Genomic DNA, 18,376 nt, shown 5'->3' with positions numbered 1-18,376 from the left:
GGAAATGGAATTGCGCAAGAGCTACTTCGCCGATGTCCGCAAGGACGATCTGCATGAGATCGGCCAGGCCCGGCCGCGCTCGGATTCGCCAGGCCACGTCACCGGCAAGACCGCCTATTTCGCCGACCGCAACTTTCCCGGCATGCTGCATTTGAAGATGGTGCGCAGCCCTCATCACCATGCCCGCATCCGCTCGATCGACACGTCGGAGGCCGAAAAACATCCGGGCGTGGTGAAGGTGCTGACGGCCAGGGACGTGCCGCACAATGTCTACACGATCCTGATCCTGATCCAGGTCGGACCGGAAGACGAGACGGTCCTGGCCGACGGCAAGGTGCGCTGGAAGGGCGAGGCCGTGGTGGCGGTGCTGGCCGAAACCGAGCGTGCCGCCCAGGAGGCCGCCGCCAAGGTCAAGGTCGACTATGAAGTGCTGCCCGCCGTGTTCGACATGGAGGAAGCGCTGAAGCCCGGCGCGCCCATCGTCAACGAGTATCACGGTCAGAACTATTACCTCTATGACAGCGGCGCGTGCCGCAAGGTGCGCTTCGGCGATGTCGAGGCGGGCTTTGCCGAAGCCGATCACGTGCTGGAGCAAAGCTATCAGTCCTCGCCCATCGAGCACGCGCCGACCGAGACCACCGGTTGCGTGGTGGCGCCCGAGGGCAATGACCGCTTCACCTGCTACACCAACACGCAGGCCATGTTCTTCACCCTCGACAACACCTCGATCATCCTGCAGATGCCGGGCAGCAAGCTGCATTTTGTCGGCGGCACGGTCGGCGGCGGTTTCGGCGGCAAGGTCGATGTCATCGTCGAACCGATCGCCATCCTCGGCGCGAAACTAACCGGGCGACCAGTCTGTTTTATCTACAGCCGCGAGGAGGAGATGCAGATCTCCTCGCCCCGCGCGGCCGAAAAAGTCGTCATCAAGGACGGCGTCATGAAGGACGGCCGCATCGTCGCACGAAAGGTCACCGGCTACACCGATGCCGGTGCCTACTCCCGCCACTCGCCCTATGGCGCGCAGAAGGGCGCTGGGCACTATCCCGGTCCCTACACCATCCCCAACGTCTGGATCGACACCTACTGCGTCTACACCAATCGCACGCCGTCGTCGGCCATGCGCGGCTTCGGCGTCACCATCGGCGATTTCGCGCTGGAGGTGCAGATGGACAAGCTGGCGCGGCTGATCGGCATGGATCCACTCGAATTCCGCTTCATCAACGCCTATCGCGACGGCGACATGAAGGCGCATCGCCAGCCGACCGAGGGCGCGGCACTCATCGAATGCATGCAGGAAGCCTCGCGCGCCGCCAACTGGCCAGTGGCGGAGAAATACATGGCGATGTCCTCCTACAAGAACGGAGCTTGAGATGGCGATCAGGCGTGGACGCGGCGTCGCCGCGATCAACTATCCCACCGGCATGAACCTTGGTGGCGACCCGACCCAGGCGCTGGTGCATTCGACACCGACCGGCAATTTCATGGTCACGCTTTCCAGCGTCGATCTCGGCCAGGGGATGAAACAGATCATGGCCCAGATCTGCGCCGAGACGATCGGCGTGCCGACCGACCGCGTCGTCGTCGACACCGCCGACACCGACACCGGCCCGCACTGCATGGGCACGTTTGCCTCGCGCGGCACACACCGCGCCGGCAACGCGGTCATCCAGGCCGCCAGGGAAGCCCGTCAGGTGATGCTTGAAGTGGCGGCCGAGGAACTGGAAGTGAATGCCTCTGACCTCGAAACCGACGGACAGGGCAACATACTGGTCAAGGGCGCGCCGCAAAAGTCGATCTCGATCTTCGATGTCGCCCTGTCGGCGCATTTCAAGCGCGGCCGCTCGATTTCTGGCCGCGGCATGTTTTTGATCCCGCGCTCCTATCCGGAGAAGGAGACCGGCGCGATGAAGCCGTCGACCTGTTATGCGCATGCCTGCACGGTGGCAGAGGTGGAAGTCGACGACGAGACCGGCGAGGTCACGGTGCTGACGGTGAAGAACGTCTTCGAGATCGGCCGCGCGTTGAACCCCAAAATGGTCGAGCAGCAGCTGGTCGGCGGCTCCTGGATGGGCATCAGCCACGCGCTCTATGAGACGACCGAGCCCTACTACCCCAACCGCGACCATGGCGGCACCGACTTCAACCAGTATCTGATGCCCGGCCCCGGCGACCTCGCCGAAACCGAGATTATTGTGCTGGAGCGCCCTTCCGCCGACGGGCCGTATGGCGCCAAGGGGCCAGGTGAAATGTGCGCCAACCCGCAAATACCGGCAGTCGCCAACGCCGTCTTCGATGCCGTCGGTGTGCGCATCGACACGCTGCCGATCACGCCCGAACGCATTTTGCGCGCGCTCAAGGCGCAAGCGGCGAACTGAGGGCCGACATGCCCGAGGTAAACGCCGAAACGGTCGCGACCTCGCCGGAGGCGGTGGCCGAGCGCCTCGCCGCCTCGCGCTATCTGGCCGACGACAGCCTCGCCACCGCCATATTCCTGGCGATCCGGCTCGGCAAGCCGCTGCTGCTCGAAGGCGCGCCGGGCGTCGGCAAGACGGAAGCCGCCAAGGCGATCGCAGAGCTGCTCGGCCGCGATCTGGTGCGCCTGCAATGCTACGAAGGCATCGACGCCGCGCACGCGCTTTATGAGTGGAACTATCAACGCCAGTTGCTCGCCATCCGCCATGCGGGCGAGCAGGAGATCGACATCTATGACGACCGTTTCCTGATTGCCCGGCCGCTGCTGCAAGTGCTGAAGGCGCCACAGCAGCGCGTGCTGCTGGTCGACGAGATCGACCGTTCCGACCATGAGTTCGAGGCGCTGCTCCTGGAATTCCTGTCCGATTTCCAGATCAGCATTCCCGAGCGCGGCACCATCCGCGCCGCCGCACAGCCGATCGTCATCCTGACCTCGAACCGCACTCGGGAGCTTGCCGAGGCGCTGCGCCGCCGCTGCGTCTATCACTGGATCGGCTACCCCGACGCCGAACGCGAAGCCGCCATCATCATGCTGCGTGCTGGCGATGTCGCGGAGGCTACCGCGCGCGCGGTGGCGGCCGCGGTGCAGACCATTCGCGCCCGTCCGCTCGCCAAGCCGCCCGGCATCGCCGAAGCCGTCGAATGGGCCAATGCCGCGACGATCCTGGAAAAGGGCGGCAGCCCGTGGCCGGAAGCCTTCCGCCGCGCCATCGGCGTGTTGATCAAGGACGAGGAAGACCTCTCCTACATCGCGCCCGAGCTAGGCCGCATCGTCGAGGAGGCGCTGGCGTGAGCCGGGAGCTCGACAATCCCTTCGCTCCGTTCACGGGGAGAAGGTGCCCCGAAGGGGCGGATGAGGGGCGGCGCCATGAGGGGAAGAAGGTGGCGCCGCCCCTCACCTGCCTGCCGGCATCCTCTCCCCGTAAACGGGGCGAGGTGAGCGTACCTCCCGCCGCCGCGCCCTTGCTCGGCTTCGGCCGACTGCTGCGCCACTACGGCTTTATAATCGCCCCGGAGCAAATCTCCGGCTTCATGCAGGCGGTGACCTTGCTTGGCCCCCGCTCGATGGCCGATATCCGCGAGGCAGCGCTCGCCACCCTGGCGCCGCCACCTGACCGCCGCGACGAATTCGAGGCGCATTTCCAAAGCTATTTTTACGGCAACACATCAGCCGTGGCGGAAGGCGACAGCGACGAGGAAACCCGCGTCAAGGATGATGGGGGCGCCGACGACGAGCGGATCGAAGCCGAGCAGCGACAGGAAGGCGGCGAGCTATCCTCGACGATCGAACAGTTGAGCACCCGCGACTTCCAACGCGACGACGACAGGCTGACCGTCTTTCGTCGTCGGCTGTCGAGCGCCTTGCCCGCGCGGCGCTCCTTCCGCACGGTGCGCACCCATTCGCGCGGCAAGCTCGACCTGCGCCGATCGCTCCGGGAAATCGTCAGCGCCGATGGCGATGTCCCCTCGCCCTTGTTGCGCCGCCGTCAGGCTGTGCCGCGCAAACTGCTGATCCTGATCGACGTGTCCGGCTCGATGAAGCTCCACACGTCGGATTATTTGAAGCTCGCGCATGCCGCCGTGCAAGGCGCTGACCGGGCAGAAATCTTCACCTTCGGGACGCGTCTGACCCGCATCACGTCAGCGCTACGCATCCGCGACCGCGAGCAGGCGCTGGCGCGCGCGGCCGCCCAGGTTGACGACTGGGACGGCGGCACCCGCATGGGGCCAACACTGCTTGCCTTCCTCTCCGTGCCGCGCTTTTCCGCCTTCGCACGTGGTGCGGCAGTGATCATCCTGTCCGACGCGCTGGAGCGCGGCGACCATGCCGAACTGGAGACGGCGATGCGCCGGCTGAGCGCACGCGCTTTCCGGCTGTCGCTGGCGACACCTTTGGCCGGCGACCCGCGCTTCCAGCCGGCAACGGCGGCCCTTCGCGCCATTTTGCCTGACCTCGACGATCTCATCGACGGCTCGTCTGCGAACAGCCTCACCGATTTCATCCTGTCGCTCGCCCGCCCTGCCCCGCGGGCGGCGACAATCTGGAAAAGGGTACCGTGATGCAGAAAACCATCGACGCGCATTTCCACATCTGGCGCCAGCAGGACCAGCCCTGGCTGGTCGGGCCGATGGTGCCGCGCATCTTCGGCCCCTACGAGCCGATACGCCGCGACTACCCGATCGAGGAGTTTCTCGCCGACCAGCAGGGTTCCGGCGTCGAGAAAGCGGTCTACGTTCAGACCAACTGGGCGAAGGAGGATTTCGAGAAGGAAGTCGCCTTCCTGCAGAAAACGGCAGATGAAACCGGCTGGCCGCACGCCATCGTCGGCTACACCGACATGACGGTGGACGATATCAGACCCCAGATCGACCGCTTGAAAAAATATCCGCTGCTGCGCGGCGTCCGCATGCAGTTGCATTGGCACGAGACCCCGGCCTTCCGCTTCGCCACTGGCCCCGATCAGGTGATCGACCCCAGGGTACGGGCCAATGTGGCGCGGCTGAAGGATTATGGCCTGTCCTTCGACCTGCAGCTCTTTCCCGCCCAGATGACGGACGGGCTGACCCTGGTCGGCGAGAACCCCGAAACCAATTTCATCCTCACCCATGCCGGCATGCTGACCGGCATGGATCAGGAAACCACCGAAGCCTGGAAGGCCGGGCTGCGCACGCTGTCGGCGGCGCCGAACGGATACGCCAAGCTGTCTGGCCTTGGCACTTTCGTCCACCGCAACGACCCCGCGCTGATCGCCTACATCGTCGACAGCGCGATCGAGATATTGGGCGCGGATCACCTGATGTTCGGTTCCAACTTCCCCATCGAGAAGTTGTGGACGAGCCACGCCGAACTGATAAAGGCCCACCGCGCGGCTGTAGCGAAGCACGGTCCGGCGGCCGAGGCTGATATCTTCTGGAACACGGCGGAGCGAATCTACCGGCCGGCTTGACCGCAGGGAGTTCGCCGCGCCGTTGGCGCGGCGATGCCCTGGCAAGTCCTTACTGCGTCGGCAGCATGCCTTCGACGTCGCTTGCGGCGTCGCTGAGCGCTTCCTTGGGCGTGGCCGATTGGTCGACGATGCGCGACAGATTGTCGACGATCGACTGCGTCACCTTGACCCCATTGGTGCCCGGGAAGGCATACCACGGAACCATCAGCGGCATCTGGCTGAGCCCGGCCTGGAACAGCGGGTTCTTCTTGTAGAAGTCGCCGAGATAGTCGGAAGACTTTGCCGCGAGTTCATTGTTGGGAACATAGCCGGTGCCGGGCACGACGACCGATGCGCCATAAGGGCCGGCGGCGAATTTCGCGAATTTCCAGGCAGCGTCCTGCTTGGCGGCATCCTTGGTCAGGATGACCACGGCATTGCCGCCGGTTGGCAGATGGCCGTTGGCCGGATCGATCAGCGGGATCTTGGCCGTCCGCAGCGTGAACTTGTCGCCGACGTTCTTGATGGTGTTGACCAGCGCGCCGGTGGTCTGGAACTCGAAGCCAACCTTGCCGGCCGCGAAAGCCTGCTCGCCGGCCGGCTTGGTGAAGACCGGCATGCCGCCCTCCTTCACCATCCGCTGCAGGATCTCGACTGCCTTCCCGCCTTCCGGCCCGTTGAAAGCGACCTTGCTTTCGTCCTCGTCCAGCATCTTGCCGCCGGCGCCGAACAGCAGCGCCGAAAACATCCAGTCGTCACCCTGCCAGCGGAAGTCGATGCCGTCGACGCCATTGCCGAGCGCCTTGATCTTGCCGCCGAGCGCGATAACCTCGTCCCAGGTCTTGGGCGGATTGTCCGGATCACCGCCGGCGGCCTTCACCAGGTCGGCGTTGTAATACATGATCGGATTCGAGGTGGCGAAGGCGAGGCCGACCTGCTTGCCGTTGACCTGCGCCAGCTTCAGGATCGTGTCGGAGAAGCCGAGCTCAGCCATGTTGCCTTCCTTCTTGACCAGCGGGCCAAGATCGACGGCAACGTCGCGTTCGTTGAGCATGCGCAGACGGTTCAGCCCGATGAAGGTGATGTCGGGCATTTCGTCGGTGCCGGCCTGGCGAAGGATGGTCTGGATGCCTTCCTCATAGGTGGCGGACGGGCTGGCGAACTGGATCTTGATGTCGGGATTTTCTTCCATGAACTTCTTCGAGATCGTGTCCATCACGTTCTTGAAGAAGCCCGGCATCGGATAATGAACCGTCAGCGTCGTGTCGGCATAGGCCGGAAGGGCTGTCGTCAGCGAGATCGCCGCCGCTGCAAGAATCCTGGGAAGTTGCTTCATGTGCTCGTGCTCCTGGTTCGACCCGGTCAGCCTTTGAGACCGGTCATGGTGATGCCTTCGACGAAGCGCTTCTGTGCGAACAGGAAGGCAACGACGAGTGGAAGGGTGATGATCAACGTTGCGGCCATCAGCGCGCCGTAGTCGTCGCCCGCCTCGGCGGCGCGGAAATACATCAGGCCGAGCGGCGGCGTGGCGTAGGCCTGCTTGCTGACGACGATCAGCGGCCAGTAAAGATCGTTCCAGTGGGCGACCACCGAGAAGATCGCGAAGGCAGTAACCGCCGGCCAGGCGTTGGGGACGATGACGCGCGCGACGATCCCGAGCTCGGACATGCCGTCGAGCCTTGCTGCGTGGATGAGGTCGTCGGGCATGGCGCGGAAGAACTGCAGGAACATGAAGATCGCGAACACCGAGATGGTGAACGGCGCAACCAGCGAGGTGTAGCTGTTGATGAGCGACATCCGGTCGAAGGCGACATAGAGCGGCAGCGCCGTGGCATGGATCGGTACCAGCAGGCCGAGCATCACCAGCACCATCATCAGCCGCGCGGCACGGAACTTCAGCTTGGCCATGGCGTAGGCGCAGGGAATCGCGACCAGCACCTGGAAGAAGAAGATCAGGCCGCACACGACGACGCCGTTCCACAGCAGTGTTGCCATCGGCACCTTGCTCAGCGCCTTGGCGAAATTCTCGGCGAAATAGAAATGCTGGGGAATGAGCGACAGCGACGAGGTGAAGATGTCACTCTGCGTCTTGCCCGCGGTCGAGATCATGAAAATGTAGGGCGCGAGGATCATCAGCGCGCCGAGCGAAAGCAGCGCGAAACGGATGATGCGGCCGGCGGGCAGGCTGGTCATGTGTAATGCACCCGCCGGTCGAGTACGCGGTATTGGAGAAGCATCAGCACGACCAGGATCGCAAGGAAGACCACGGTCATTGCCGAGGCATAGCCGACGCGCAAGTAGACGAAGCCTTCCTGGTAGATGGTGAACAGCAGCACTTCGGAGGCCTTGTTGGGTCCGCCATCGGTGAGCATCTTCACGGTTTCGAAGACCTTCACCGCATTGGTGATGCTGATGGTGACGACGAACAGCGTCGTCGGCCCGAGCATCGGCCAGGTGACCAGGAAAAACCGGTCGACCGCGGATTTCGCGCCATCGACGTGAGCAGCGGCGTAGAGCTCGCGCGGGATCGCCGTCAGACCCGCCAGGAACAGCACCATGTTGAAGCCGACCGACTGCCAGACGCCGATGATCGACAGGCTGTAGAGCACGGTGTTCGAGGCGCCGAGCCAGTTTGGGCCAGGAATGCCGACCAGAGCAAGCAGCGCGTTGAGTGGCCCGATGGTCGGGTGAAAGAGATATTGCCAGACTGTCGCCATGGCGACGATCAGCGACGCGACCGGCAGGAAATAGACGGTGCGGAAGAAACCGCGCGCACGAGGTTCGCCTTCGATCAGCAAGGCGACGCCAAGGCCAAGCACGATCGAGACCGGTGCGACGATCGCCGTNGCGGTGCGGTCCTCGCTGCGCCTGTGGAGGGCCGCGGCGCTCGCGACATTGCCCGCCAGCGCGACGCTAGACATAGGCCGGCTCCTGGCGTGCGGGCGCGGCGCTCGCCATGCGCAGCCGCTTTCCCTCCGGCCCGAAGACCATGGCCTGCTCGGGTGGAAGGAGGATACCCACCGGCATTCCCGCGATCAGGTCCCTCGCCTCGTGCGGCGCCAGCTTGGCGATGACGGTGTCGCCGGTCGCGTCCAGCCGGCAATGGGCAACGACTTCCGAGCCGAGGAATTCCAGACGCTCGATCCGCCCCGCAAAGCCGCTCCGCCCGCTGGGAGACAGTTTGACGCATTCGGGCCGGATGCCGAGGCTCACCGGACCGTTCGCCACTTTCTCCAGCAGCGCCAGCCGGATGCCCAGGAAATCGACGCGGCCGCTTTCGGCGAGCGCCGGGAGGATGTTTATCCTCGGCTGGCCGACGAAACGGGCGACCTCGATATGGGCCGGATCGTTGTAGATCGCCTCGGGGGCCGCAAGCTGCAGCAGGCTGCCGCCGATCATCACGGCCACGCGGTCGGCCATCGAAAGCGCCTCGGCCTGGTCATGCGTCACATAGAGCGTCGGCACGCCGGCGCGGCGGTGCAGTTCGACGATCTCGCCACGGGCGTGCACCCGCAGATTGGCGTCGAGGTTGGAAAGCGGCTCGTCCATAAGGAAGATCGAGGGGCGCCGCACCATGGCGCGCGCCAGGGCGACACGCTGCCGCTGGCCGCCCGACATCTGACCAGGCTTGCGGTCGAGCAGATGATCGATCTTGAGTACCGTCGCCATCTCGCGGACATCGCGCGAAATGCCAGCGCGGATTTCTTTCTGGCCCGGCAGTGCGGAGCCGACCAGCGGCAGCCGCTGCGTCCGGCTCAGCCGCTTCATGGCAAGCGGGACCGCAATGTTCTGGCCGGCCGTCAGATGCGGGTAGAGCGCGTAGGACTGGAACACCATGGCGATGTTGCGATCGGCCGCGGCGACCGCCGACATGTCCTTGCCAGCAACGAAGATCTCGCCGCTGTCGGCATGATCAAGCCCGGCAAGAATGCGCAGCAAGGTGCTCTTGCCGCAGCCCGAGGGGCCGACCAGGGCGATGAACTCGCCCGCTTCGACATCGAGGCTGACGCCGTTCAGAACGGCATTGCCGCCAAAGGATTTGTTCAAGCCGCGAAGGGAGAGCGCGCTCATGACGCGACCTTCCCGCGGACCTTGTGCGCCTCGTGCGGGTAGACTTCCTCGACCACGTCATCGAGGACATGGACGGTCATGCGGGGGATCGCGACGATCTCGCTGGTGACTGTATCGTCGAATTCATGCACGACCGCGCCGAGCAGCCGCTCGCCCGGCATGTCGCGCTCCATCTCGCCGACGACGAAGGCGGCTGACGGACCCCAGACCAGCGCGGTGTTTTCGTATTTGCCTTGCCATGCCCGGTGCAGGTGACCGCTGGCGAAAAGCGCCACATCATGGGCACCGATGAGATCGTAGAGACGCTGCCGTTGTGCCGGTCGGACGCTCCAGTAGCCGGTGTCACCTTCGCCGGGCTTGTCGATGAACAGCGGCTTGTGGGCGAAGACCGCGACGCGCCGGCCGCCACGGCTTTCCAGCGCCGCACGCAGCCATTCGAACTGGGCCTTTTCCTCGGCATCATCAAAACCCATCAGCAGGCTGTCGAGGCCGATAAATCGCCAGTTTCCGGCGTTCTCCATCCAATAATCGGGGCCAACCAGCCGGCGCCAGCGCTCGAGGCGTTCCGCGTTGACCGGCTGCAAGGAGCCGGGCAGATGACCGACATCGTGATTGCCGGGCACCAGCAACATCGGGACCGAGATTTCCCGCATCAGCTCCATGCAGAAGCCGATGTCGGCATCCTTGTCGGCGCCATCTACGCTGAGATCGCCGGTGTGGATGACGAGGTCGGCACCGCTCTGCGCGATCCAGGCGGCCAGCGGCTGCCAATTGCCGTTGAAATGCGGCTTGGTCGGGCTGAAATGGGTATCGGTGATCTGGACGATTTTCATGCCGGCTCCACTGCGAGAGCCGGCTGCCGGAAACCCGCCGGCGCGACTTCGCGTGGGTCTCCTTAGTGCCGTTACATGTCACTTCCTTAACAGGTTGGGGACAAATGTTCCCTCCCCTGCCGATAGGCTGGCTGACGGCTAGCTTTTCACCTCGAATTGCGGATCGACCGGGATCTGCATGGCCGTGACCAGATGATTGGTCTGCCCGGCGAGCCCGATGATCGACACGAGTTCGCCATGCTGCGCGTCTGTCATGCCCTTGGCCCGCGCCGCCGCCGTGTGCGAATGGACGCAGTAGGAACAGCCATTGGCGGTCGACACCGCGATGTAGATCATCTCCTTGGTGAGCGGATCGATGGCGCTGTCGGCGACCATCACCACCTTCAACTGTTCCCAGATCCGCTTCAGCGCCGGCGGATCATTGGCCAGCCCGCGCCAGAAATTATTGACGAAATCCGATTTGCGCGTGGCCCTGATGTCGTCGAACACGGCCTTCGCCTTCGGGATTTTTTCCACCTCGGCATCGCTGAGGAGTTTTGTGGTGGCCATGGCGTTTTTCCTTCATTGGATCGTCGGGTGAATTGAATCAGGCGTTGAGCAAAGGGAAATAATCGGTTTGTCCGATTCATTTTTTTGGCGCGAGAAAACCGAGGAGTTGGCCGAAGCACCTCTCCTTCGTCATCCTAGGGCGAAGCAGGAGCGAAGCAGGAGCGAAGCTCCGTCGCGGAGACCCTGGGATCCATTCCGTGACCTTGGCCATAGAGTGCAGCGGGGCAGAATTCTGCGCCGTGGCGGCGCTTCCGAGTCCCTGCATGGATCCTCGGGTCCGCCCCGCGTCGCAGCGCTCCTTGCTCCGCCCGTGGATGACGAAGGACTGAGGCTTTCGCCAATTGCCAACGCATGTGCGCCAAGCACCAGCCAACACCCTAGTGCACCGCCGCGTACATGATCTTCTCCTCCGTGGCCTCCGCCGGAGAAAACTCCTCGACGATGCGGCCTTGCCGGCAGACCAGTATCCGATCCGACAGGTTCATGATCTCCGGCAAATAGGACGAGATCACCACCACGGCCAATCCCTCGTCGGCCAGCCTGTTGATGATCTGGTGGATCTCCGCGATGGCGCCGACATCGACGCCGCGCGTCGGTTCGTCGAAAATGACGATGCGTGGCTGCTGCACCAGCCCCTTGCCGATCACCACCTTCTGTTGGTTGCCACCTGAGAGTTCGACCACGCGAGCATTGTCGTTGATCGCCTTGATGTTGAGCGTCTTCGTCCACTCGGCCGATAGCGCGTACATCTCCTGCTGGTTGATCACCCAGGCCTTTTCACGGCCGGCCGCCAGCAGGCCACCAAACAGGTTCTCGGCGATGCTCATCGTCTCGAAGATGCCTTCGCTCTTGCGGTCCTCGGTGACATAGACGATGCCGTCCGCCACCGCCTCGCTCGGCACGAGATAGCGCACCGGCCTGTCGTCGAGTTCGATTGTACCGCCGCGCAAAAAATCGCGCTTGTAGATGCCCGACACGATCTTGAAGGTCTCGGTGCGGCCGGAGCCGATCAGGCCGAACACGCCGGTGATCTGGCCCTCGAAGATCGAGAAGGAGTTGTTGCGCACGACATTGCTCATCGAGATGTCCTGCACCGACAGCACCTTCTTGCCCGCCTTGCGCAGTTTGGCNGGTCTCGGTGCGGCCGGAGCCGATCAGGCCGAACACGCCGGTGATCTGGCCCTCGAAGATCGAAAAGGAGTTGTTGCGCACGACATTGCTCATCGAGATGTCCTGCACCGACAGCACCTTCTTGCCCGCCTTGCGCAGTTTCGCTTCGTCGCGCTGGCGGTAGATCTGGCCCGACAGCGTACGCCCGACCATGGCGGCGACGATTCTGTCGCGATCGAAGGCATCCGTGTCGTCGGTGATGACCAGTTCGCCATCGCGCAGGATGGTGATGCGGTCGGCAATCATCAATGCCTCTTCCAGCGCGTGGCTGATAAAGACGATCGAGACACCGCTCGCCTTCAGCCGCCGGATCAGCGCGAAGAAGTGGCGCTTTTCTTCCGGCGTCAGCGTCGCCGTCGGTTCGTCGAAGATGATGATCTCGGCATTGTGGTGCACGGCGCGCGCGATCTCGACCATCTGCCGCTTGGCCGCGCCCAGCGTCGCCACCATGGCGTTCGGATCGACGGGAAAATTCAGCGACTGCAGGAACTGCTGTGCTGAAATATACGTGCCGCGCAGCCGGTTGAGGAATTTTTCAGTACCGAGATAGAGGTTCTGCGCCACCGTCATCGACGGCACTAGGCTGGTCTCCTGGAACACCATGGCAATGCCGGCCCCGAGTGCGGCATGCGGCGAGGCGTAGGCGATCTCCCGGCCCTTGTGGAACATCTTGCCGGATGTGGCATCGACGACACCGGCGATGATCTTGGTCAGTGTCGATTTACCCGCGCCGTTCTCGCCGAGCAGCGCGTGGATTTCGCCTTTGCGCAGTTCGAAGCTGACGTTCTTGACTGCCGGAACGCCGCGATAATTCTTGGTGACGTTTTCGAGACGAATAATCGGTTCCATCAGAAACCTCCCGAGGCGAGGTCGACGGCCAGCACGCAATCGCCACCCCTGGAAGCGATGAACAGCTCCCGGCCCTTTTCCGCCACGCTGCAGATACCATGGCGCGTGCCATTGGCGCGGCTGTGCAGGCTGAATTGCGGCTGCATGTTTTGATCGAGCCGGACCACCAGCCCGTAGGAGCGGCTCGGCGACCACGGCTTGTGGATACCCATGGTGCGGATACCGCCGCATTGCAGCGGTTCGAGGAAGCTGCGGCTGGAAGCCATCGCAGGCGCGATCCAGTAAGCCGGCGGCACCTGATCGATCATGTCCTGCCGGTAATGCGTCTCCTGCAGCACGAATTCGATCAATCGGTTGCGCGGCGCGAACAGGCTCAACCATGCCCCGCCATCACCGGAAGGCGAAAGCCGCGCGGGATAGCCAGGCAGATGCGTCAGCACTGTCGAGCGGTCTCCCCTCGCGCCGTCGAAGCGAACGAGTTGATGGCGCCAGCTTTCACTGACCAGCACATCCCCGCCAAGGGGATGGAGCCCATAGGGAAAGGCAATGTCGCCGGCCATCTTGCGGAACTCGCCAGCCGCCGCGTCCCGTTTCCAAAGCGAACCGGACGCGCCCTTCTTCATCAGATCGGCGGCCCATTGCGACGGCGTATGCTCGGCCGACCCGTTGGCCAGCCACAGCGCACCGTCCTCGGCGTAGGCAAGAGCGGTGATGCAGCTGACACCGGCCGGCAGCGAAACATTCCTGCCGCCCACCAGCAGCTTGCCGCTTTCCAACCCGACCGTCAGTTCGCCCAATGGCGAGAGCGCCAGCGCGGTAACGGGGGACGCAAAGTTCTCGACCACCTTGGGTGCGGTTCCGGCGGCAAGCGAATAGGTGGCGTTGCCGCTGGAGGCCAGCAGCCCGCCATCGGCAACCAGCAGATTGTCCGCTTCGGTCAATCCGACAAAAGCCGGCGCATCGTCGAGCAGCGTGTTGGGACGGAAGGCGCCGTCGAGCGGCGGGATGGTCACCGCCTTGCCGCGAAACATATCCAGGATTGGGTCGAGGATCATGGCTGCGCTCCCCAATACGAGGCGGGGCTGGTCCAGTTCGGGTCGGCGCCGGACACCTTGTAGCGGCCGATGCGATTGTTGAGGATGCCGCCGACGAACAGATATCCCTTGTGCTCGCGCATCGAGGTGACCATCGGGTGCGCGCCGCCCGTCAAATCGCCCATCGCCTCGACGATGCCGCCCTTCTCGTTGAATTTCACCACGCCGCCGGTGTTGATGTTGGGGAACAGCCATTCGTCCTGCGGCAGCCGGCGCGTCATGCGCTTGCGCATGTCGGGGTGGCGCAGCGACAGGTCGAAGCTCGGCGTGCGCATGCCCAGCCACGCCATCCAGTAATTGCCGTCCGACGCCCGGTTGATGTTGTCGGGATAGCCCGGCATGTCGCGAATGACGCATTCGGCGGTGCCCGCCTTCGGCCCTTCGAGCCAATAGCGATGCACCCGGCAGGCCCAGCTTTCGGCGAAGAACAGCGACTTGCCGTCATGCGCCATGCAGACACCATTGGTGTAGCGGTAGCCATCGAGCAGCGTCCTTGTCGAGCCGTCCCTGGGATCGTAGACCAGCAGACGGCCGGTGGCGCGGTTCTCGATCGAGTCCAGCGCCCAGTCATGCGCGTCATAGCGCTTGGTCGAGTCCGTAAAATAGATGCGGCCGTCCGGCGCGATATCGCAATCATTGGGATCGCGCAGCCGCGCGTCGTCGACGATCGAGGTCCAGGAACGTGATGTCTCCGCCGACAGCCTTTTGACCGCGCGATCCGGAGAGACGGAATAGAGTCCCATCGCGCCGACGCAGCTGATCAGATTGCCCCCTTTGTCAAAGGCCAAGCCCAGCGGAAAGCCGCCAATATGGGCAAACACCTCCGACCTGACATAATCCGGCGCGAAGAAGCGGACGATCTCGCCATGGCGCGTGCCGCAATAGAGATTGTCGTCGCGGTCGAGGATGACGTCTTCCGGCCCTTCCAGTTCGCCGAGCCCGATATGGTCGGCCGCCGACAGCCGGTTGTCGAGCGCGTAAGGCGTGCCCGAACCCGGCACCGCGGACTGGGTTTCGCCCATCCTGAGATAGACCGGCGCGACATAGACCTCGTTCAGCACCTTGTGGCGGTTCTTGAGCCAGCGAATGTCGATGGTCACCGCCACCGCTAGCATGATGCCAAGCACCATCTGGTTGGTACCGGTGCCATAGCCCAGCCGGATCAGCCCGTTGGTCATGGTCAGCACGATGATGGCGCCCATTAGACCCTTGATCACCGAGCCGCGCCCGCCGCCGAGGCTGACGCCGCCGACCACCGCCGCCGTCAGCGCCATGATCTCGAGATTGAGGCCGGTGCCCGGCCCTGCCCCGCTCAGCCGGCAGGCGATGAGAAACCCGCCGATCGAGGCGCAGAAGCCGGAAAAGACATAGGTCATGAACACGGTGCGGCGCACCCGGATGCCGGCATTGTGCGCCGAGCGCCGGGAGCCGCCGACCGCCAGCACGTGCCAGCCGGGCCGCGAGCGCGTCAACGCGATATGGGTCACGATGGCGAGGATGATCGCCAGCCACACCGAGACGGACAGGCCCCAGAAAGTGCTGTCGCCGATGAAGTCGAGCACATCGGACGTAGCGGTCGAAAGCTGCACATCGGCGGCATAGGTGGTGACCAAGATGTCGAACAGCGCCCGCCCGAAGATGAAGGTCACCAGCGTGGTGAGGAACGCACGCAGCCTGAGATAGCCGACGAGGTAGCCGTTGATCGCGCCGAACACGAGGCCGGTGGCGAGCGAGGCGGCCAGCGCCAGCCAGATTGACTGTTCGAGGATGAAGAAGACATAGACGGCGGAAAAGCAGGACAGCGCGAAGATCGAACCGACGGAGAGATCGATGCCGCCGCCCAGCATCACCACCGTCATGCCGGTGACGACCATCGAAAACTCGCCGAGCTGGCGCGTCGATTCCTGCAGGGAAGAGAGCTTGAAGAAGCCCGGAATGATCGAGCCGAAGGTCGCCAATGTCACCACCAGCGCCAGGAAGGGAATGGCGTTGTCGGTCCAACGCTTGGTCAGTATCTCGCCGACGAGATGGTCGGGCACGAGATTGTAGCGCCAGGACTGGAGGCGTTCGCGAAAGCTCATCAGGTCACTGCTGCCAGGTCTGGGGCCACAAGAGAAAGAGGTGGTCGGACAATCCGGCCACCTCGTCGATATCGGTTGCGGACGATCAGCTTACTTCGCCGCCGCTTCGGCCTGCAGCGCCTTCAGGTCCCAGCAGCTGTCGGGCTTGAGGTCGGCCTTGGTCGTCGCCTTCTCCAGCGTGTAAATGTAGGTGTGGGAGGTGCCGGCCGGCTGGCCGCTCTGCAGCAAGAATTTGATGATGGCGTTCATGTCGCCCGACTGGCGGGCAAGATCGGTCATCACCACGGCGCCATAGGTGCCATCGTTCAGCTTGTCGCAATCGGCCGCCTTTTCGCCGCCGCCGGTCGTGACCAAAAACACCTTGCCGTCGAGCTTGGCGTCGCGGATCGCGGCCGACGCGCCGGTGGCATCGCCATCCCAGAAATCAATGATCGAGCAGATGTCCGGGTTCTGCTGCAGCATGGTCGTGGTCACGTTGCGCGAGGTCGTCGCATCCCAGTTGGAATCGGGCTTGGCCACGACCTTGTAGTCGGGATGCTTATCCAGCACCTTCATGATGCCGGCATATTGGTAAAGGCTGGAGGAGTTGGCCTGGTCGCCCTGCACCAGCCCGATCTTCTTGGACGAGTTCTCGCCGCAGCCCTTGATCGCGGCTTCCGCCTCGAGCTGGCCGAGCCGGTCCCAGTCGCTGCCGACGAAAGCATCGGCGGGAAAATTCGCCGGATTGTCGACCAGGATCACATAGGTGCCGGCGGCCTGCGCCTTCTTCATAAGCTTGGAATAGGAGTTGAGGTCCGGCGCATGGATGATCAGCACATCAGGTCTGGTGTCGGACGAGATCGCGTCCGTGATCGCCTGCGCGCCGGCATCGACGACCCAGTTGGGATCGCGCGTTTCGAACGTGCCGCCCCAGGCTTCGACTTCCTTCTTCAGATAATGCGACCAGCCCTGCGCCAGGTCGAAGCCCATCGCCAGCGGCACCAGCATGACGCGCTTGCCTTTCAGCGCTTGTGCATAGGCAGCGGGGCCTGGATCGTCGGCGGCGAAGGTCGGCGCCACGAAGGCGGTGACGGCCAGCGCCGTGGCCGCCGCCATGAGTGTTCTGATCAGTTTCATGTCTCATCCTCTGGTTCGGTTTTCATTGCCGGCCGATCGTCGCGATCGCCCCGGGTACCCCTGAGCAAGATGGGCTAGCCCATCTGCTCTAAATGTCACCTTGTTGCGCGGTCTGTTCGTCGCGCGGGTTGATGATGCCGTCGACGATGATGGCGCCGAGCAGGATCGCCGCCTTGATCAGGTTCTGGTAGAGCAGCGGAATATCGATGATGGTCATGGCGTTGAGCAGGATGCCGATCAGCGCGGCGCCGACCAGCACGTTGCGCACCCCGCCCCGCCCGCCCGACAGCCCGATGCCGCCGATCACCGCCACCAGCACAATGTCGTAAAGCAGCGTCGAATTGACGACACGCGTGTTGATCGAATGCAGGCTGGCTGCGGTCAAAAGGCCGGCGATCAGGGCGACGAATGCCGAGAGCACGTAACGCAGGACCAGCATCGGCCGCACCGGAATGCCGATATTGCGCGCCGCGACCGGATTGTCGCCAGCGAAATAGATGTAGCGGCCCCATTTGGTGTAGCGCAGGAACAGGAAGAACAGGAACGCGAGCCCCGCAAAGACGAACACCTCGATCGGGACGTCGAGAAAGCGTAGACCGCCGAGCAGTTCCACCCAATGGCCCTGCGGCACTGGCACCGCGTCCTGCGTGATCAATTGCGAACGGACATAGCCGAAGACGAAGGAGCCGGTCGCCAACGTGACGAAGATCGCCGGCACATCGGCATAGGCGACGAGAAAGCCGTTGAGCAGGCCGATGGCGAACACGCCGGCCAGCACATAGGCGAAGGCGAGCCCGTCCGGCGTTCCGCTGTTGAGCAGTTGCAGGTACCAGGCGACCGACATGGCCATGATCGCAACCGCCGACAGGTCGATGCCGCGGCCGATGATGACGACAGCCATGCCCAGCGCCAGTATACCCAGCACCGAGACCGAGCGGATAATGGCAACCAGATTGTTCGCATCGATAAAACCTGGCAGACCGATTGCGGCCGCGACGAACAGCACCACTGCTATGGCAAAGACAATGCCTTCCTGATTCAGGCTTCTGAAGTTCAGCCAGCCGGCCATGTTCATTGTCTGCTTTCACCCCGGTGGCAGCGCTGCCACCCCTGGAGAGAAAGCTAATCGGCTCAATGCCGCCTCGTCAAATGAATCCGCGTTCAAAACGTGGGCTGGCGATGAGATTCGCAAAGTGGACGCATTGGTGGCC

The 18,376-nt window shown here is 63.6% G+C and carries 15 protein-coding genes and 2 pseudogenes; 5 read left to right on the top strand and 12 right to left on the bottom strand.

Annotated elements, in window-relative coordinates:
• Window positions 1-4: 4 nt before the first annotated feature.
• From X742_RS1000000176405 to X742_RS169120, 5 genes are read left to right on the top strand one after another with little or no spacing between them, the layout of a single operon-like run.
• The gene (locus X742_RS1000000176405; protein WP_023769559.1) at window positions 5-1,372 is read left to right on the top strand and encodes a xanthine dehydrogenase family protein molybdopterin-binding subunit; all 1,368 of its coding nucleotides are present in this window, start codon (window positions 5-7) and stop codon (window positions 1,370-1,372) included.
• 1 nt (window position 1,373) lies between these two features.
• Window positions 1,374-2,378, top strand: coding sequence for a molybdopterin cofactor-binding domain-containing protein (locus X742_RS1000000176400; RefSeq protein WP_023756899.1), 1,005 nt, complete (start codon window positions 1,374-1,376; stop codon window positions 2,376-2,378).
• An 8-nt stretch (window positions 2,379-2,386) separates the two neighbouring features.
• Window positions 2,387-3,268: a MoxR family ATPase gene (locus X742_RS169110; RefSeq protein ID WP_023769558.1), complete on the top strand. Its 882-nt coding sequence runs from the start codon at window positions 2,387-2,389 to the stop codon at window positions 3,266-3,268.
• Window positions 3,265-4,536 carry a VWA domain-containing protein gene (locus tag X742_RS169115; protein WP_245275469.1) on the top strand — a complete coding sequence of 424 codons (1,272 nt, stop codon included), beginning with the start codon at window positions 3,265-3,267 and terminating at the stop codon, window positions 4,534-4,536. Before X742_RS169110 ends, X742_RS169115 begins: the two co-directional genes overlap by 4 nt.
• Window positions 4,536-5,423, top strand: coding sequence for an amidohydrolase (locus X742_RS169120; RefSeq protein ID WP_023769556.1), 888 nt, complete (start codon window positions 4,536-4,538; stop codon window positions 5,421-5,423). The genes X742_RS169115 and X742_RS169120 overlap by 1 nt, the downstream gene beginning before the upstream one ends.
• Window positions 5,424-5,472: 49 nt before the next feature.
• Here X742_RS169120 and X742_RS169125 read toward each other — a convergent pair whose 3' ends face one another.
• The 12 genes and pseudogenes from X742_RS169125 to X742_RS169170 form a co-directional block, all read right to left on the bottom strand.
• Window positions 5,473-6,738 (bottom strand): ABC transporter substrate-binding protein, encoded by a 1,266-nt coding sequence (locus X742_RS169125; RefSeq protein WP_023769555.1) that lies wholly within the window; start codon window positions 6,736-6,738, stop codon window positions 5,473-5,475.
• A 26-nt stretch (window positions 6,739-6,764) separates the two neighbouring features.
• Entirely contained in the window at window positions 6,765-7,595 is an 831-nt protein-coding gene (locus X742_RS169130; RefSeq protein ID WP_023769554.1) for a carbohydrate ABC transporter permease, read from the bottom strand.
• Complete coding sequence (locus X742_RS169135) at window positions 7,592-8,323, bottom strand: sugar ABC transporter permease (protein WP_023769553.1); 732 nt, start codon at window positions 8,321-8,323, stop codon at window positions 7,592-7,594. Before X742_RS169135 ends, X742_RS169130 begins: the two co-directional genes overlap by 4 nt.
• Window positions 8,316-9,473, bottom strand: a complete 1,158-nt coding sequence (locus tag X742_RS169140; RefSeq protein WP_023769552.1) for an ABC transporter ATP-binding protein — start codon at window positions 9,471-9,473, stop codon at window positions 8,316-8,318. The genes X742_RS169135 and X742_RS169140 overlap by 8 nt, the downstream gene beginning before the upstream one ends.
• Window positions 9,470-10,306, bottom strand: coding sequence for a metallophosphoesterase (locus tag X742_RS169145; protein WP_023769551.1), 837 nt, complete (start codon window positions 10,304-10,306; stop codon window positions 9,470-9,472). The genes X742_RS169140 and X742_RS169145 overlap by 4 nt, the downstream gene beginning before the upstream one ends.
• Before the next feature lie 138 nt (window positions 10,307-10,444).
• Complete coding sequence (locus tag X742_RS169150) at window positions 10,445-10,855, bottom strand: carboxymuconolactone decarboxylase family protein (protein ID WP_023769550.1); 411 nt, start codon at window positions 10,853-10,855, stop codon at window positions 10,445-10,447.
• Window positions 10,856-11,232: 377 nt separating this feature from the next.
• Window positions 11,233-11,943, bottom strand: a pseudogene (locus X742_RS0135520) (ATP-binding cassette domain-containing protein); the annotation flags it as partial.
• Between the two features lie 43 nt (window positions 11,944-11,986).
• Window positions 11,987-12,874 (bottom strand): annotated as a pseudogene (locus X742_RS0135515) (sugar ABC transporter ATP-binding protein); the annotation flags it as partial.
• The gene (locus X742_RS169155) at window positions 12,874-13,929 is read right to left on the bottom strand and encodes a hypothetical protein (RefSeq protein WP_023769549.1); all 1,056 of its coding nucleotides are present in this window, start codon (window positions 13,927-13,929) and stop codon (window positions 12,874-12,876) included. The pseudogene X742_RS0135515 and the gene X742_RS169155, both read right to left, overlap by 1 nt.
• Window positions 13,926-16,049 (bottom strand): SMP-30/gluconolactonase/LRE family protein, encoded by a 2,124-nt coding sequence (locus X742_RS169160; RefSeq protein ID WP_023769548.1) that lies wholly within the window; start codon window positions 16,047-16,049, stop codon window positions 13,926-13,928. The genes X742_RS169155 and X742_RS169160 overlap by 4 nt, the downstream gene beginning before the upstream one ends.
• A 90-nt stretch (window positions 16,050-16,139) precedes the next feature.
• A complete protein-coding gene (locus X742_RS169165) occupies window positions 16,140-17,165 on the bottom strand; it encodes a sugar ABC transporter substrate-binding protein (protein ID WP_023769547.1) in 1,026 nt (341 codons plus the stop codon).
• A gap of 88 nt (window positions 17,166-17,253) precedes the next feature.
• The gene (locus X742_RS169170) at window positions 17,254-18,240 is read right to left on the bottom strand and encodes an ABC transporter permease (protein ID WP_023769546.1); all 987 of its coding nucleotides are present in this window, start codon (window positions 18,238-18,240) and stop codon (window positions 17,254-17,256) included.
• Window positions 18,241-18,376 lie beyond the last annotated feature (136 nt).

Origin of the sequence: Mesorhizobium sp. LNHC229A00, assembly GCF_000502415.1 — a bacterium.
GTDB lineage: Bacteria > Pseudomonadota > Alphaproteobacteria > Rhizobiales > Rhizobiaceae > Mesorhizobium.
The sequence above is the reverse complement of the archived record's forward strand: the minus strand, read 5'-3'. Positions and strand labels throughout refer to the sequence as shown.

Excerpts from the sequence above, each read along its gene's own strand:
- X742_RS169110 (WP_023769558.1), top strand. The coding sequence starts at position 2,387 with ATGCCCGAGGTAAACGCCGAAACGGTCGCGACCTCGCCGGAGGCGGTG.
- X742_RS169120 (WP_023769556.1), top strand. The coding sequence starts at position 4,536 with ATGCAGAAAACCATCGACGCGCATTTCCACATCTGGCGCCAGCAGGAC.
- X742_RS169140 (WP_023769552.1), bottom strand. The coding sequence starts at position 9,473 with ATGAGCGCGCTCTCCCTTCGCGGCTTGAACAAATCCTTTGGCGGCAAT.
- X742_RS169165 (WP_023769547.1), bottom strand. The coding sequence starts at position 17,165 with ATGAAACTGATCAGAACACTCATGGCGGCGGCCACGGCGCTGGCCGTC.
- X742_RS169125 (WP_023769555.1), bottom strand. The coding sequence starts at position 6,738 with ATGAAGCAACTTCCCAGGATTCTTGCAGCGGCGGCGATCTCGCTGACG.
- X742_RS169150 (WP_023769550.1), bottom strand. The coding sequence starts at position 10,855 with ATGGCCACCACAAAACTCCTCAGCGATGCCGAGGTGGAAAAAATCCCG.
- X742_RS169145 (WP_023769551.1), bottom strand. The coding sequence starts at position 10,306 with ATGAAAATCGTCCAGATCACCGATACCCATTTCAGCCCGACCAAGCCG.
- X742_RS1000000176405 (WP_023769559.1), top strand. The coding sequence starts at position 5 with ATGGAATTGCGCAAGAGCTACTTCGCCGATGTCCGCAAGGACGATCTG.
- X742_RS169155 (WP_023769549.1), bottom strand. The coding sequence starts at position 13,929 with ATGATCCTCGACCCAATCCTGGATATGTTTCGCGGCAAGGCGGTGACC.
- X742_RS169130 (WP_023769554.1), bottom strand. The coding sequence starts at position 7,595 with ATGACCAGCCTGCCCGCCGGCCGCATCATCCGTTTCGCGCTGCTTTCG.
- X742_RS1000000176400 (WP_023756899.1), top strand. The coding sequence starts at position 1,374 with ATGGCGATCAGGCGTGGACGCGGCGTCGCCGCGATCAACTATCCCACC.
- X742_RS169170 (WP_023769546.1), bottom strand. The coding sequence starts at position 18,240 with ATGAACATGGCCGGCTGGCTGAACTTCAGAAGCCTGAATCAGGAAGGC.
- X742_RS169160 (WP_023769548.1), bottom strand. The coding sequence starts at position 16,049 with ATGAGCTTTCGCGAACGCCTCCAGTCCTGGCGCTACAATCTCGTGCCC.